Below are 13,580 nucleotides of genomic sequence, written 5' to 3' on the forward strand. Positions count from 1 at the left end.
CGCTGCTTCAACCGGCTCAAGCACTTCAAAGGCATCGCCACCCGCTACGACAAGCTCGCCGCCCACTACCGATCGGCCGTGACCATCGCCTGCCTACTGCTGTGGCTCAGATGATCCACAAAACAGAACCTAGGGGTCCCGGGGTCCCGGTAGCAATCGCGCAAAATCCAACGGATGTGCCCCTGACCTGCTCTGAGGTGAGGGCACCGCAGGACTGGTGTGCCGGTTGGTAGGTGCAGCGAGTCAGGCCGAGGGTGCCGCACAATATGAACCGTGTGTAGATAGTCTGTCACTCTAGGTAAATGTTGACGAGAGGGGGGGTCGCCCCTCAGTTCGTCACTATGAGCTATAGATCCTTTTCAAGGAGTGAAGTGAGCGACGCGTTCCCATCCGGCAAGTTCTTCCGCATCGTCAACGAGGGCACCGGGCTGTGCCTGGCCGCCGCACACGGGGGCACCACCCACGGCGCCCAGAAGGCTCAGGACCGCTGGACCGGCGAGGAGGGCTACATCCCCTACTCCCACACCAACGACCAGGTCCTCACCCTCCGCACGCCCACGGGCCACCGGGGCGAGATGTGGTTCTTCAGCGAGATCAAGAACACCTACGGCGACGAGGACTGGCACCTGGTCAACGTCAACAAGGACATCCGCAGCACCTTCACCCTCCACGTCGGACCCCTGGACGGCTTCTCCCAGCCGGTCGGGCTGGGCCTGCAGGGCTGGGGCGTGCCGGGCCAGACCCAGTGGAACTCCGGCGGGGGGATGATCTGGCCGCGCCCGCATGAGGACAAGGTCGCCACCGTCCTGTCCGACGGCCACGGCAACCACCGGGCCGTGCTGGCGGCCCGCGGTGGCGCCAACCAGCAGTGGCGCTTCGACCAGGTCGAACTGTCCGGCGAAGCCGTGCCCACCCACAGAAAGGGCATCTACGAAACGAGCAAGCCGGGCACGGATCTGTCCAAGTGGAGGGACGTCCTCTAAACGGCGAAGCGGCTGACGCATCCTGCCCCCCAATGCGTGGTGGCGGGGCCCGCCCCCGCCGCTTACCTGCGGGGGCGTCCTCGTCGAGAGGGAAGTTGCCCGCCGCGGGCGGCGTTGTACCGCCACCTGACAGGCCCGGTTCCGTGTGCAGGGCGCCTTCGCGCGGAACTGGGGCGGCCAGCTCAGCCACGGTGCACGCAGTAGAGGCCCGGTGGGTCCGGGAGCCCAGTAGGAGCGGAACGGTGAGTCGGCTCTACTGTCACATCCGTTGACACGGCGGCGCCGGAGGGAGCTCTCACAAACAGTTCTCAGAAATGAGCGGCTCCGCGTTCGAGTGAGAACGAGTTGTGCGAGCAGATCGAGGGCCTGGCTGCTCTCGCCCTCGGGCTTCGATCTTGCTCCGAGAATGGCCCCCCCGTTTATGAGAACCATGGAGCCTTCCACGCGGGTTCACCGTCCTCGCCGGGACAGACCTACCGGCCCGCCCCTTACCTTTGCCTTTCTCTCCATCCCTCGCCCGATGGCGGGCCGGTCCAAAAGATCGCCAGGCGTAGCGTTTTGACACCTCTCACGGATAACCGCTATCTATTAGCTAACCGTTAGGGAGTGAAGTGCAGGACGCGGTGCTGGCGATGCTCGCCAAGGAACCATCACACGGGTACCACCTGCGTGCTCGGCTGCGGCAGAGTCTCGGCCCGCTGGGTGAGGCAATGAACCCCGGTCAGATCTATGTGACCTTGACCCGGCTGGAGAAAGCGGGCCTTGTCGTCTGCGAGCGGGCGAACGGACTTCCCGAACGGCCGGAGCGCAAGGTTTACGCGCTGACGCCGGCCGGGCAGCAGCGGGTGGCCGCCTGGTTGGCCGAGGTGGGCTGGCCGAAACCGGACCTGGCGGAGTTTCACCTCAAGCTCGCCGCCGCTGCGGCGGCCCGGCTGGCCGACCCGGTGGAGCTGGTGGCGGCGCAGCGCCGTGAGTTGCTGCGCCGCCTGCGTGAGGCGCAGCAGGCGGCGCTGGCCGAGCCGGCGGGGTCGGGCGCCGGGCTGCTGCTGGAAGGGGTTGTGCTGCGGTTGCAGGCGGACCTGCGTTGGCTGGATGCCTGTGAGCGAGTCTGGTCCAAGGTCGACGACGAAGTCGAGGGTGGATGAACATGTCAAGTGCGGCGGTCCGGGTCTGCGGCCTGGTGAAGACGCACGGTCAGGGGCAGAGCCGGGTCCGCGCGGTGGACGAGATCGACCTGGAAGTGCCGCAGGGGCAGACGCTGGCGGTGATGGGGCCCAGCGGCTGCGGGAAATCCACCCTGCTGCACCTGCTGGGCGGCCTGGAGCGGCCTACTGATGGAGAGGTGTGGGTGGCCGGGCGGCGCATCGACACGCTGAGCGAGCGAGCTCTGGCGCGCATGCGACGCCGGTCGGTGGGGTTCGTCTTTCAGGCCTTCTACCTGGTGGAGGAGCTGTCGGCGGCCGAGAACGTGGAGCTGCCCGCGCTACTGGCCGGGCGCTCGCGCCGCCAGGCCAGACGGCGCGCGAGCCTGCTGCTGGAACGGGTCGGGCTCGCCGACCGCGCCCGGCATCTGCCGTCGCAACTGTCGGGCGGGCAGCGTCAGCGGGTCGCCATCGCCCGCGCGCTGGCCAACGACCCGCTGGTCGTCCTGGCCGACGAGCCGACCGGCAACCTCGACACCGCGGCGACCCTCGATGTGCTGAGGATCTTCGAAGATCTGCGTACGGCGGGACAGACGCTTGTGATCGTCACGCATGACGAGCGGGTCGCGGCCACGGCGGATCGGCTGGTCTCGATGCGCGACGGGATGTTCGTCGACGACATGCGGCTGGCCGGCACCGGTACCGGGTGGCTCGGCGGGCTGATCGGGCTGGAGGGCTGAACGTCATGGGCTCCATCGTGCTCGTCGTGCGCCTGGTGCTGGCTGACGTGCGCCGGCACAGGGTCCAGGCGGCGATGCTCCTGCTCGCGGTGACCGTGGCGACCGCCACCCTGGCATTGGGCCTGTCCCTGCGCGGCGTGAGCGACGCGCTGTACGAGCAGACCCGCGCGGCCACCGCCGGGCCGGACGTGGTGGCACTCTCCGGCGAGACGGGCCCCGCCGTGACCTCGGCCCTGACCTCGCTGGCGAACGATCCCGAAGTCATCGCCCACCACGGCCCCTATCGCGTCGTCTACGCCGACCTCACCACGCGCGATTCCACGTCGTCCCCGGTGGTGGTGCAGGGCTTCGCCGAGACGCCCGGCGCGGTCAACCGGCCGCTGGTGACCTCGGGGCAGTGGGTGCGCTCCGGCGGCACGGTCCTCGAACGCGGCTTCGCCACCGCGCTGGGCGTCGGCGTCGGCGACCACGTCACCATCGCCGGCCGGTCGTATCCCGTCGTCGGGATCGCCGTGACCGCGGCCACCTCCATCTACCCCTGGGCGGCGCAGATCGGCCCGTACGGCGGCCCCAGCGACTACACCGGCCTGGCCTGGATGACCCGATCCGATGCCCGGGCCCTGGCGTCGTCCCATGATCTCCCGGTGACCTTGGCGCTGGACCTCAAACTGCGCGACCCCGCCGGGACCGAGGCCTTCCCGGACGCCCACCGCACCGCCTCCCTCAGGGTGAACTTCCATACCTGGCAGTTCACGGCCAAGCAGGACATGGTCATCCTCAGGAACAGCCAGCCGATCCTGGTCGTCGGTAGCTGGCTGCTCAGCTTCCTGGCCATCACCGGAGTGGCGGCGCTGGCCGCGGGACGCGCCGCCGAGCAGACACGTCGGGCGGGGCTGCTCAAGGCCGTCGGCGCCACCCCGGGGCTGATCGTCACCGTCCTGCTCACCGAATACCTGGCGCTGGCGCTGGCCGGCGACGCGCTGGGGCTGACGATCGCCCGCCTGACCGTGCCCGCCGTCGCCAGCCCTACCGCCAGCCGGATCGGTGCCGCCGGGCTGACCGGCGGTACCGTTGCCACCGCGACCGTCCTCGCCGTGGCGGTGGCGGTGCTGTCCACGCTGCGGGCCATGCGTACGGCGACCGTCACGGCGCTGACCGCCACCGCGCATCAGCCCCGTCACCGCCCCTGGCTCACCGCGCTGTCCGCGCTGCTGCCCACGCCGCTCCTGCTCGGGCTGCGGCTGACTGCTCGCCGGCCGGGCCGCGCCGTGCTGCAGGCGTGCTCCACCGCCACCACAGTGATCGCGATCGTCGCCCTGCTGACTCTCCACGCCCAGCCGGAGAGGGGCTACGGCCTGGATGGCTCCTCCGTCCTGCCCAACCTGCGGGGCATTCACGACCGCCGGCTGATGGTGGCGGTCACCGTCCTGCTGATCGCAGTCGCCGTCGTGAACACCCTCACGTTCACCTGGACCACCGCCATGGAGGCCCGGGCGAACATGGCCATCGCACGCACCCTTGGCGCCACTCCGGGACAGATCTCCGCGGGGCTGTCCGTTGCCCAGCTTCTGCCCGCGCTGCCCGGCGCCGTCATCGGCGTTCCTCTGGGCGTCGGCCTGCTCTCGCTCTTCGCCGCCAGGAATTCGGCGGAACCCCCCTCCTCCTGGCTGCTCGGCGCCGCACTCGCGACTCTCCTGGTGACAGCAGCACTCACCGCCCTGCCCGCACGCCTGGCGGCCCGCCGACCCGTGGCGCAGACCCTCAGCGCAGAGGCGGCCTGACCGACCCAGCCCAGGAGGCGTCAGCGGTCCTGACCCGTGTTTGGGGGTGCCACCGGAATACGGCGCATTAGCGAGGGTGGCCAGGAAGGCCTCGGCGGCCGCTCGCCACGCAGCGCGGCGGCGACAGTCCTGCGGACCCCTGACGTCGACCATGACCGCGCGCCTGCGCCACGGACGCAGAGGCGGCCGCAGCGCAGGCAATCTTGCTAGGGGCATGACACAAAAACCAACCCAGAGGCACTGAACGGTGACAACTGTCGGCCCTCAACGACACGAGCTACATCGGAACGGTGGATGGCGGTATCTCCGATCGGCCGTGACCATCGCCTGCCTACTGCTGTGGCTCAGATGATCCACAAAACAGAACCTAGTGATGAGTTGTCGCGCCCGCATCCGTCACACCTACGACGGGACACGACGAGGCGGAAGGATGACGTGATGAGTGCGGACACGCGACTGGAGGAGCTGGGCGTGAGCGGGCTGGGCGAGGTCGACGAGCCGGCGTTCTCGGGGCTGGCGGAGCGGCACCGGCGGGAGCTGCACGTGCACTGCTACCGGATGCTCGGGTCGTTCGAAGACGCCGAGGACACCGTGCAGGAGACGTTCCTCCGTGCCTGGCGGCGGCGGGAGACCTTCGAGGGGCGGTCGACGTTCCGGGCCTGGCTGTACCGGATCGCCACCAACGCCTGCCTGGACCTGCTCGCCAAGTGCCGCCCGGAGCCTGCGACCGGCGGCGAGGTGCTGTGGCTGCAGCCCTACCCGGACTGGCTTCTCGACGAGCTGCCCGCGGGCGACGCGGACGAGCCGGAGACCGTCGCCGTCGCGCGGGAGACGATCGAGCTGGCGTACCTGGTCGCAGTCCAGCACCTCGCGCCGCGCCCGCGGGCCGTGCTGATCCTGCGGGACGTGCTCGGCTGGCCGGCGAAGGACGTCGCGGAGCTCCTCGGGGACTCCGTCAACTCCGTGAACAGCGCGCTGCAGCGGGCCCGCGCCGGCATGCGGGAGCACCTGCCCGCCGAGCGGCAGGACTGGACCGGCGGCGAGGAGGACGCCGGGACGCGCGAGCTGGTGCGCCGCTATACCGACGCCAGCGTGGCCACGGACGTCGACGGGCTCGCCGCACTGCTGCGGGACGACGTCCGCTGCTCGATGCCGCCCACGCCGGGCCTGTACGTCGGCCGCGACACGGTGGTGAACGACTGGGTCGAGAGCGGCTTCGAGGACATGAAGCACCTGCGCGCCGTCCTCACCTCCGTGAACCGGCAGCCCGCCGTCGCCTTCTACCTCTGGCGGAAGTGGGAGGGCGCGTACCTGCCGCTGACGATCGACGTCCTACGCGTCACCGGCGGGGCGATCACCGAGATCGTCACGTTCCACGACGACCGGTTCCCGCGGCTCGGGCTGCCGGAGCGCCTGCCGGCGGACGGCACGCAGTAGTCCCGGTGTGGACGCTCGCGTTGCGCGGTGGCGCACCGTCACCCCCGGGGCCAGGGCCACCTGCCGTGCGTTGAAGGCGGGTTCGATCCGCTGGTCGCGGTTCACGTCCGCACCGACCAGTTCACGGTCTACGCGCGGTTCCCCGAGTTCTTCACGGCGCTCGCCGAGCGCAGACCCGGCACGCTGGACGAGTGCGTTACAACGCGACAGCTCTGCCCTACCGCTGGTGCTACGACTCCCGCGTGGAACGCGGCCGCTGTCTCGTTCGCCGCAGCGACTGGACCTGCAGGCCGTGCCGCAGGATCCGTAGGAGGCGCTGCGCGTGGCCGGGGTCGGCGCCGGTCATGGCCGCCGCGCCCGTCAGGGCCAGCAGGTCAGCCACGTCGAGATCGGAACGGGCGGCGCCCTCCTGCTGCGCGCGGAGCAGGAGGGCCGACGCGGCCGACCTCATTGACTCGTGCCGGCGGTCGAACAGTTCCGCCCGCCTGCTGTCCGTGGCGCCCATGGCGAGGGCGCGTTTGGTCGCGACGTGGATGACGGAGCGATCCAGCCAGTCGAAGAGCGCGTCGGCCGTCACCGAGCTGATCTCGATGCACGGTCACCTCATCGACGGTGGCGAACTCGACCGGCTGGACGAGCTGTTCACCGCCGACGTCGTCTACGATGTCGGCGATTTCGGCTCCGAGGTCGTCCAGGGGCTGACCTCGATCCGCGAGGCGGCGCTCGCGCTGGGCGAGGGCAACCCGGTCGGGCATCACGTGACCAACGTCATCCTCACCGAGGTGGCCGACGATCACGTACGCGCCCTGTCCAAAGGGCAGCGGGCACTTTCAGGCGCCGGATAGCCATAAGTGATTTCCCGTCACGAACAGTCGGCGACCCCTTAGGGATCTCTGCGGCGCCGCACCAGCCGCCGGGGGCTCTGACCTGCGTATCCGTTGTTTCCTGCGCCGTCACTACCGAGACCCCGATTCGGCGTCGGTGGTCGCGGCGCCTCCTTCAGATCGTGACGGCGAGCTTGCCGACGGTTCCGGCGGTGAAGTCGGCGATCGCGCGCGGCACCTCGGCCAGCGGGTAGGAACGGGCCACTGGCACCCGCAGGCGTCCTTCGGCAGCGTCGGCGGCGAGCCGGGCGAGGGTGGCCGGGTTGGGGTCGGCCATCACCGCCGTGGCCTTGATGTCGCGGCCGGGCTCGTCGGGCAGGTAGTGCAGGGTGGAGGCCAGCCGCCCGCTGTCGGCCAGCAGGGCGGCGACGGTGAGGCCGTCGCCCGCCAGGTGCAGCGCGGCATCCACCCCGTCGGGCGCGATCGCGCGTACCTGCGCCCGCAGGTCGGTGTGGTCGACGGCCCAGGTGGCGCCCAGGCCGGTGACGAAGGCGGCTTCGGCACCGGGCCTGGCGGTGGCGATCACGCTGGCGCCGCGCGCGGCGGCCATTTGGATGGCGAACGCGCCCACGCCGCCGGTCGCACCTGAGATCAGGACGGTTTCCCCCGGTGCCGGGGCGACGGCGTCGATGGCGTTGAGCGCGGCGCTACCGGCCAGTCCCAGCACACCCGCGCGGGTGCGGTCGAGCCCGTCGGGGATCTTGGCCAGGCCGTACTGCCGGCTCACCACCACGTACTCGGCGAAGCCGCCTTGCCCCAGGGTCGGGCGCACGACCACGCCGAACACGTCCTCACCCGGCGTCAGGCCGGTCACGCCGGCGCCGACGGCCGCCACGGTGCCGGCGAAGTCCTTGCCGAGCACGACGGGGAAGTCGTAGTCGTACACGCCCTTGAGGTAGCCGCCCAGCACGCCCAGATCAAAGCCGTTGACCGAGGAGGCCAGCACCTGGACCAGCACCTCACCGGGACCGGGCTCGGGCACGGGCAGGTCGGTGGCCGCCAGGTCGGCGCCGAAGCCGGTGAAAGCCATGGCACGCATAAGGATCACTCCGTTTCCGTAGAAGATGCGGTGGCCTGCCGCCAGGAGGCGCGCAGGACAGCGCGGGCGACGGCCAGTTCGGCCTCGTCGCGGGGGGCGTACAGCATCACGATCGTGTCCGGCCACTCAGGACGACGGCTGATCGGATGCGGCTCGATCCACCCCGCCTGCCCAAGCGGCTCGATCAGCGGCATGGGCACGGTGAGATGGAGGAAGCCCGAGCGGTGGATGTGCCCGAACTCGTCGCGGCTGGGGTGCAGGAACGCCGCCCATGGCCCGGCGGGCTCGTGCAGTCGCAGCGCCAGCGAGGCGGGCTCGGACACCTGGCTGGGGCCGGTGAACACGCCCGCCAGCGCCTGCGCGTCCGCCACCAGGGCGGCCCTGATGTGTGGCGGGGAGAACTGGTCGAGCTGGTCGTGCGGGATCTCCAGGCCCGTGGTCCGTGGGCGAGGGCCGGATCGGAGTGGAGGATCGGTCAAGTCGACGCTCATCGCAACAGCACTTTCTGTGCGTTGGTTACTTCTTGTGTGCCTTTGGAGTCTGGTCCACAATGCCGCCATGACGGAAGAAGGCACTTTGACCCGCGCAAGGCACACCGATGTGCGCGAAACGATCGGCGAGGATCACCCGACCTGCCGGCTGCGCGACATCCTCGACCGCGTCGGGGACAAATGGAGCGTCCTGGTGATGAACCTGCTCGGCAGCGGGCCCAAGCGCTACTCCGAACTGCAGCGCGCCATCGAGGGCATATCCCAGCGGATGCTCACCCTGACCCTGCGCAGCCTGGAGCGCGATGGCCTGGTCGAGCGGACCGTCACCCCCACCTCCCCGCCCCGGGTGGACTACGCCCTCACCCCCGTCGGGCAGACGCTCTCGGCCCAGGTCTCTGGGCTCATCACATGGGCCGAGCAGCACCGCGAGTACGTGGCCGCCTCCCGCCTGCGCTACGACGCGTCGTGACCCGCCAAACCGGCGTCGTCCCCCGCGAGCCTGCAGTCTCCGGGAGCGTCGCACCGGAAGGGGCCGATGAGCGATCTGGACCGCTACGTTGAGGCGCTGTTCGACGACGACGCCGACGTGCCGGCGGGCATGGGTCGGGTGTGGGCGCCCGAGCTTCATAACTCGGTGATGGCCCGGCTGCGGGCCGGGTCCGGGCCGAGGACGCGCACCGTTTACGAGTACGTCTTCGGTATCCACAAGACGCCCGGGACGTATCGGTCGGGACGGCGGACGGAGTCGCGCAACGATCGGGAGGTCATGGAGGCCACCGATCACTGGGTTGGACGCTGGGTGGAGGGGACCGATCCAGAGCTGGCCGTACGCATCCTCGGGCACGGGGTCGAGGCCGCGGTGCGTCGGTACGACCGAGGCCGGGCGGCCGCGTGGTATGCACTGTGGCGTCGGTGCAAGACCGGCCGGCCGCTCCGCGAGCACCGTGGGTTCTACACGTTCATGGAGGGTGGCGTCGACGACTGCCCGGACTGCGTCCGCGACACGGACCTGCTCTCCGGTGGCGGTTCAGCCCGTGTCGCCCTGTCGAATATCTGGATGAGCTCGTTCGCGCAGTGGTCGGGATCGAGGCCGTCGATGACCCGCTCGGCCGTCGCGTCGATGGCCGAGCGCAGGGCCACGCTCATCAGCACGCTGTCGAATGTCCGGAACGCTCCCGTACGCTGCCCGTCCGCGAACAGCTCCACCAGCCTGGCGACTGCGGCGTCCCGCTCCCCTCCGCCGACGGGCACCTGGTTGAACGCGATCTGCTGCACCGCGCGCACGTGCGCGGGATTGGCAGCGATGAAGGCGATGTTCGCCCTGATGAACGCCTCCAGTTGCGCACGGGCTCCGGAGGCGGCGTCGAGCGCGGGACGCATGAAGGCGGCCGCGTCGGCGATGACCTGCCGGACGACGGCCTCGAGCAGTTGCTCCTTGTTGGAGAAGTGATAGGAGATCAGCCGCTTGCTGCTCAGCCCGGCATGCTCGCAGATGGCCTCGAACGTGGTCTCCGCGTAACCCCGCTCGGCGAGCACGGCGATGGTGGCGGAGGCGATCTGGGCCCTGCGGGCCTCGGTGGCCGCCCGGCGCGTCCCGGCGATCTCCATATCAGCTCAGCTTGCCACGCTTGGGGAACGCCTCACGCATGGCACGTCGGTTGACGATGAGCGCGACCGCGGCGACCAGGACGCCGACCAGGCCCTGCTCCGCCTTCATCCACCCGGGATAGCCGCTGTCGGGCGCCACGAGGATGAGCACGATGCCGATGGGCGCGGCGATGGTGACCAGACGGATGCGCACGTAGGCCGACCGGTTGCCGCGGGCGGCCTGCCCGGCCAGGACGACGAGCCAGACGGAGGCCGCGGCCACGGCGGCCCCGCGCAGCCACACTACCCAGGTGCCGCCTACGACGGCGGCGACGCCCAGCGTCGCCACCCACAGGACGAGGACGGTGACGAAGAGACCGCGGACCAGGCCCCAAACCCTCTCATTATCCATGTGGATAAATTTATCCGTCTGGATAATGAATCGCAAGAGCTGTCGGCGTCCCGCGTGGGGCCGTGGGTCAGGCGGTGTCGACGTGCGCCCGGCTCAGCCGAACGGTGAAGCACCGGTGTGATGGGATGCGCGGCGCCGGGTGCCTTGGGGCGAGGCGCTCAGCTGAGAAGCGCCGCAATCATGGCCAGGGCCAACAGCGCGCCCGCTGCGACGGCGGCCGCGCCGATCCAGGAAGCCACGCTGCTGATGACGCTGAGCGCCTCTGGCGCACCAGGCACGTCGTTGGTACCGGCGATGACGCGGCCGGCCCCCACGACCGGCATTCTTCCGCCGTCGGCGCCCGCGCTGCGGGCGGCCAGGCTGAGCCCGATGGCCACGCCGCTCACGATGCGGATTCTCGTCCCCATGGTTCTCCTCGTCGAGACGTGGGTGTGCCTCTTCAGGGGCCGTTGGTCCGGGAAATACATAGAGGGGGAAGTTGGAAGTCAATGGAAGATTTAACTTTGTTCGGCCAGCTTATTTCGAGCTATGGTCTGGGCGAGGAGATTTTTCGGCGATGGTCTCCGTGCTCGACGATGGACCCCGATCGGTTCCTCAGGGAGGAGAGGCATGGCGGACCCCGCCAGTCTGCGGGAGCAGACGTTGAGTCTGCTGGCCAGTAGCAGGGCCACCTCCCGCGCGGATTTGGTGGAGACCCTGCAGGTGGCTCCATCGACCGTCTCCAGCGTGGTGCGCCGTCTGCTGGAGGAGGGCACGATCCTGGAGGAGGGCGTCGGCGTCTCCACCGGGGGACGCCGTCCCAAGATCCTCCGGCTGCGCGACGCCGGTGGCGTGTTCGCCGTGGTCGAGCTGGGCGGCCACCATGCCCGCGTGGGCCTGTGCTCGCCCTCCGGAGTCCTCATCGCCGCCGAGGAGTCTGCCATCGACATAGGAGCCGGCCCCGAATCGATCTTCACCGAGATCACCGCGGCCTTCGACGCCATCAGGGCCGCCCACACGCCCGACCAGCGTCTGCTGGGCGTCGGTGTCGCCCTGCCAGGGCCCATCGAGTACCCGCGTGGGCGGCTCGTCGGCCCGGCCCGCATGCCCGGCTGGAGCGGCTACGACGTGCAGAGCGATCTGCGTGACCGCTTCGGCGTGACCGTGCTCGTCGACAACGACGCCAAGGCCGCCGCCATGGGCGAGTACGCCACCCGCCGCGAGACCGGTGACATGATCTACGTGAAGGCCGGCACCGGCATCGGCGGCTCCCTGGTCAGCGACGCCGGGATCTATCGCGGCGGGCGGGGCCTGAGCGGCGACATCACGCACCTCCGGGTCGCCGACAGCGGCGAGCGTGAATGCTCCTGCGGCGGCCGCGGCTGCTTGGAGACCGTCGCCAGCGGCGCGGCACTGGTCCGCGAGCTGGCCGGGCGAGGCCTTCCCGTGGCCAGCACCCGCGACATCATCGCCGCCACCGCCGACGCCGATCCCGCCGTGGTGACCTTGGTGCGGCAGGCTGGGCGGCTGCTCGGCGTGGGGCTGTCGGGCCTGGTCAACTTCCTCAACCCCGACAGCATCGTCATCGGCGGCGTGCTGTCGAGCCTCGACGTCTACGTGGCGGCGGTCAAAGGCATGCTCTACGAGCGCTGCCTGCCATCGCTGACCCAGTCGCTGTCCATCGAGGCGAGCCTTACCGGCTCCGACGCGGCCCTGATCGGACTGGGCCGCCTCCTGCGCGACTCGGCCGACGTCCTCCCCTCCTAAGAAAGCACTACCGTGTCCTTGCGTATCGCCATCTGCGGCATCCACATCGAGTCCAGCACCTTCTCCCCCCATGTCAGCGGCGCGGCCGACTTCGACGTCACCCGCGGTCAGGCCCTGCTTGACAGGTACGGCTGGCGCGGCGAGCCGTGGGCGGCCGCAGTGGAGTGGGTGCCACTCGTCCACGCCCGCGCCCTGCCCGGCGGCGCCGTCGAACCGGCCGCGTACGACGCCTGGAAGATCGAGATTCTCCAGGGGCTGGCCGACGGCCTCTTCGACGGGGTGCTGCTGGACATCCATGGCGCGATGAGCGTGGTGGGGCGTCAGGACGCCGAAGGCGATCTGATCACCGCCATCCGAGAGGTGATCGGTCCGGAGCCGCTGGTGTCAGCGGCGATGGACCTGCACGGCAACGTCTCCTCCACCCTGTTCGACGGATGCGACCTGCTGACCTGCTACCGCACGGCACCGCACGTGGATGTCTGGGAAACCCGCGAGCGCGCCGCCCGCAACCTCGTCGACGCGCTGCGCCGCGGCGGGCGACCGCACAAGGCTCTGGTATCGGTGCCGATCCTGCTGCCCGGCGAGATGACCAGCACCCGCGTCGAGCCGGCTCGCGGTCTGTACGCCCGTATCCCCGACATCGAAGCCAGGCCCGGTGTCATTGACGCGGCCATCTGGACCGGCTTCGCCTGGGCCGACGAGCCGCGCTGCACCGGAGCGGTCGTGGCCACCGGCATCGACGCCGCCGCCACCGAGCAGGCGGCACGCGAGCTGGGACAGGCGTTCTGGGACGCCCGCGAGGACTTCGCCTTCGTCGCCCCCACGGGCTCCATGGACGAGTGCCTGGACGTGGCACTGAAGGTGGGCTCGGCCCGGCCGTACTTCGTCAGCGACTCAGGTGACAACCCGGGCGCCGGCGGCGCCGCCGACGTCACCTACGCCCTGGAGCGGATGCTGGCCAGGCCCGAGATCCGCAACGGCTCGGTCCGCGCCGTCTACGCCTCGCTGTTCGATCCCCGGGCAGTGTCGCGCATCGAGCACCTGCCGGTCGGCTCACCCGTCAGCGTGCACGCCGGCGGCCGCGTCGACACCCGCCGGCCCGGGCCGCTGCTGCTGGACGGCACGCTGGAGGCGTTGGCCGACGATCCCGACGGCGGCCGGGTCGCCAGCGTGCGCATCGGCGGGCTCAGCGTGTTCCTGACCTCCCGCCGCATGCAGTACCGCCTGCTGGAGTCCTACCGGCGCCTAGTACTACAACAGCATTTCGTTGTGTAGGAGGTGTCGCCGTTGATAGTGGCTGGTACGGGCGCGGTGCTGGTAGAGCCTTCGGCGGTACGA

At 70.2% G+C, this 13,580-nt stretch carries 15 protein-coding genes and 1 pseudogene; 10 read left to right on the plus strand and 6 right to left on the minus strand.

Annotated elements, in window-relative coordinates; genetic code table 11:
- The 6 genes and pseudogenes from ACZ6R6_RS48555 to ACZ6R6_RS48580 form a co-directional block, all read left to right on the plus strand.
- A pseudogene (locus ACZ6R6_RS48555) lies at window positions 1-114 on the plus strand (IS5/IS1182 family transposase); the annotation flags it as partial.
- Between the two features lie 257 nt (window positions 115-371).
- A complete protein-coding gene (locus ACZ6R6_RS48560; RefSeq protein ID WP_470104240.1) occupies window positions 372-983 on the plus strand; it encodes an RICIN domain-containing protein in 612 nt (203 codons plus the stop codon).
- Between the two features lie 611 nt (window positions 984-1,594).
- Window positions 1,595-2,128 (plus strand): PadR family transcriptional regulator, encoded by a 534-nt coding sequence (locus ACZ6R6_RS48565; protein ID WP_470104242.1) that lies wholly within the window; start codon window positions 1,595-1,597, stop codon window positions 2,126-2,128.
- Window positions 2,125-2,865, plus strand: coding sequence for an ABC transporter ATP-binding protein (locus tag ACZ6R6_RS48570; RefSeq protein ID WP_470104244.1), 741 nt, complete (start codon window positions 2,125-2,127; stop codon window positions 2,863-2,865). The genes ACZ6R6_RS48565 and ACZ6R6_RS48570 overlap by 4 nt, the downstream gene beginning before the upstream one ends.
- A gap of 5 nt (window positions 2,866-2,870) precedes the next feature.
- A complete protein-coding gene (locus ACZ6R6_RS48575; protein ID WP_470104246.1) occupies window positions 2,871-4,646 on the plus strand; it encodes an FtsX-like permease family protein in 1,776 nt (591 codons plus the stop codon).
- Between the two features lie 438 nt (window positions 4,647-5,084).
- Window positions 5,085-6,083, plus strand: a complete 999-nt coding sequence (locus tag ACZ6R6_RS48580; protein ID WP_470104248.1) for an RNA polymerase subunit sigma-70 — start codon at window positions 5,085-5,087, stop codon at window positions 6,081-6,083.
- 229 nt (window positions 6,084-6,312) lie between these two features.
- On the opposite strand, the gene ACZ6R6_RS48585 is transcribed toward ACZ6R6_RS48580, so the two are convergent.
- Complete coding sequence (locus ACZ6R6_RS48585) at window positions 6,313-6,660, minus strand: SbtR family transcriptional regulator (protein WP_470104250.1); 348 nt, start codon at window positions 6,658-6,660, stop codon at window positions 6,313-6,315.
- A 13-nt stretch (window positions 6,661-6,673) separates the two neighbouring features.
- On the opposite strand from ACZ6R6_RS48585, the gene ACZ6R6_RS48590 reads away from it, so the two are divergent.
- Window positions 6,674-6,928: a nuclear transport factor 2 family protein gene (locus ACZ6R6_RS48590; RefSeq protein WP_470104252.1), complete on the plus strand. Its 255-nt coding sequence runs from the start codon at window positions 6,674-6,676 to the stop codon at window positions 6,926-6,928.
- A 154-nt stretch (window positions 6,929-7,082) separates the two neighbouring features.
- On the opposite strand, the gene ACZ6R6_RS48595 is transcribed toward ACZ6R6_RS48590, so the two are convergent.
- Window positions 7,083-8,006, minus strand: a complete 924-nt coding sequence (locus tag ACZ6R6_RS48595; protein WP_470104254.1) for an NADP-dependent oxidoreductase — start codon at window positions 8,004-8,006, stop codon at window positions 7,083-7,085.
- Window positions 8,007-8,011: 5 nt separating this feature from the next.
- Window positions 8,012-8,485 carry a luciferase domain-containing protein gene (locus ACZ6R6_RS48600; RefSeq protein WP_470104256.1) on the minus strand — a complete coding sequence of 158 codons (474 nt, stop codon included), beginning with the start codon at window positions 8,483-8,485 and terminating at the stop codon, window positions 8,012-8,014.
- A gap of 97 nt (window positions 8,486-8,582) precedes the next feature.
- On the opposite strand from ACZ6R6_RS48600, the gene ACZ6R6_RS48605 reads away from it, so the two are divergent.
- On the plus strand, window positions 8,583-8,966 hold the full coding sequence (locus ACZ6R6_RS48605; RefSeq protein WP_470104258.1) for a winged helix-turn-helix transcriptional regulator: 384 nt from the start codon (window positions 8,583-8,585) through the stop codon (window positions 8,964-8,966).
- Between the two features lie 482 nt (window positions 8,967-9,448).
- On the opposite strand, the gene ACZ6R6_RS48610 is transcribed toward ACZ6R6_RS48605, so the two are convergent.
- The 3 genes from ACZ6R6_RS48610 to ACZ6R6_RS48620 all read right to left on the minus strand — a co-directional run bounded on the left by ACZ6R6_RS48610 (window position 9,449) and on the right by ACZ6R6_RS48620 (window position 10,882).
- The gene (locus ACZ6R6_RS48610; protein WP_470104260.1) at window positions 9,449-10,105 is read right to left on the minus strand and encodes a TetR/AcrR family transcriptional regulator; all 657 of its coding nucleotides are present in this window, start codon (window positions 10,103-10,105) and stop codon (window positions 9,449-9,451) included.
- A 1-nt stretch (window position 10,106) separates the two neighbouring features.
- On the minus strand, window positions 10,107-10,496 hold the full coding sequence (locus tag ACZ6R6_RS48615) for a hypothetical protein (RefSeq protein WP_470104262.1): 390 nt from the start codon (window positions 10,494-10,496) through the stop codon (window positions 10,107-10,109).
- A 158-nt stretch (window positions 10,497-10,654) separates the two neighbouring features.
- Entirely contained in the window at window positions 10,655-10,882 is a 228-nt protein-coding gene (locus tag ACZ6R6_RS48620; protein ID WP_470104264.1) for a hypothetical protein, read from the minus strand.
- A 223-nt stretch (window positions 10,883-11,105) separates the two neighbouring features.
- On the opposite strand from ACZ6R6_RS48620, the gene ACZ6R6_RS48625 reads away from it, so the two are divergent.
- Window positions 11,106-12,242, plus strand: coding sequence for an ROK family transcriptional regulator (locus ACZ6R6_RS48625; protein WP_470104266.1), 1,137 nt, complete (start codon window positions 11,106-11,108; stop codon window positions 12,240-12,242).
- A gap of 12 nt (window positions 12,243-12,254) precedes the next feature.
- Window positions 12,255-13,517, plus strand: coding sequence for a M81 family metallopeptidase (locus ACZ6R6_RS48630; protein WP_470104268.1), 1,263 nt, complete (start codon window positions 12,255-12,257; stop codon window positions 13,515-13,517).
- The last annotated feature ends 63 nt before the right edge of the window (window positions 13,518-13,580 follow it).

This window comes from Streptosporangium sp. NPDC048886 (assembly GCF_055586905.1).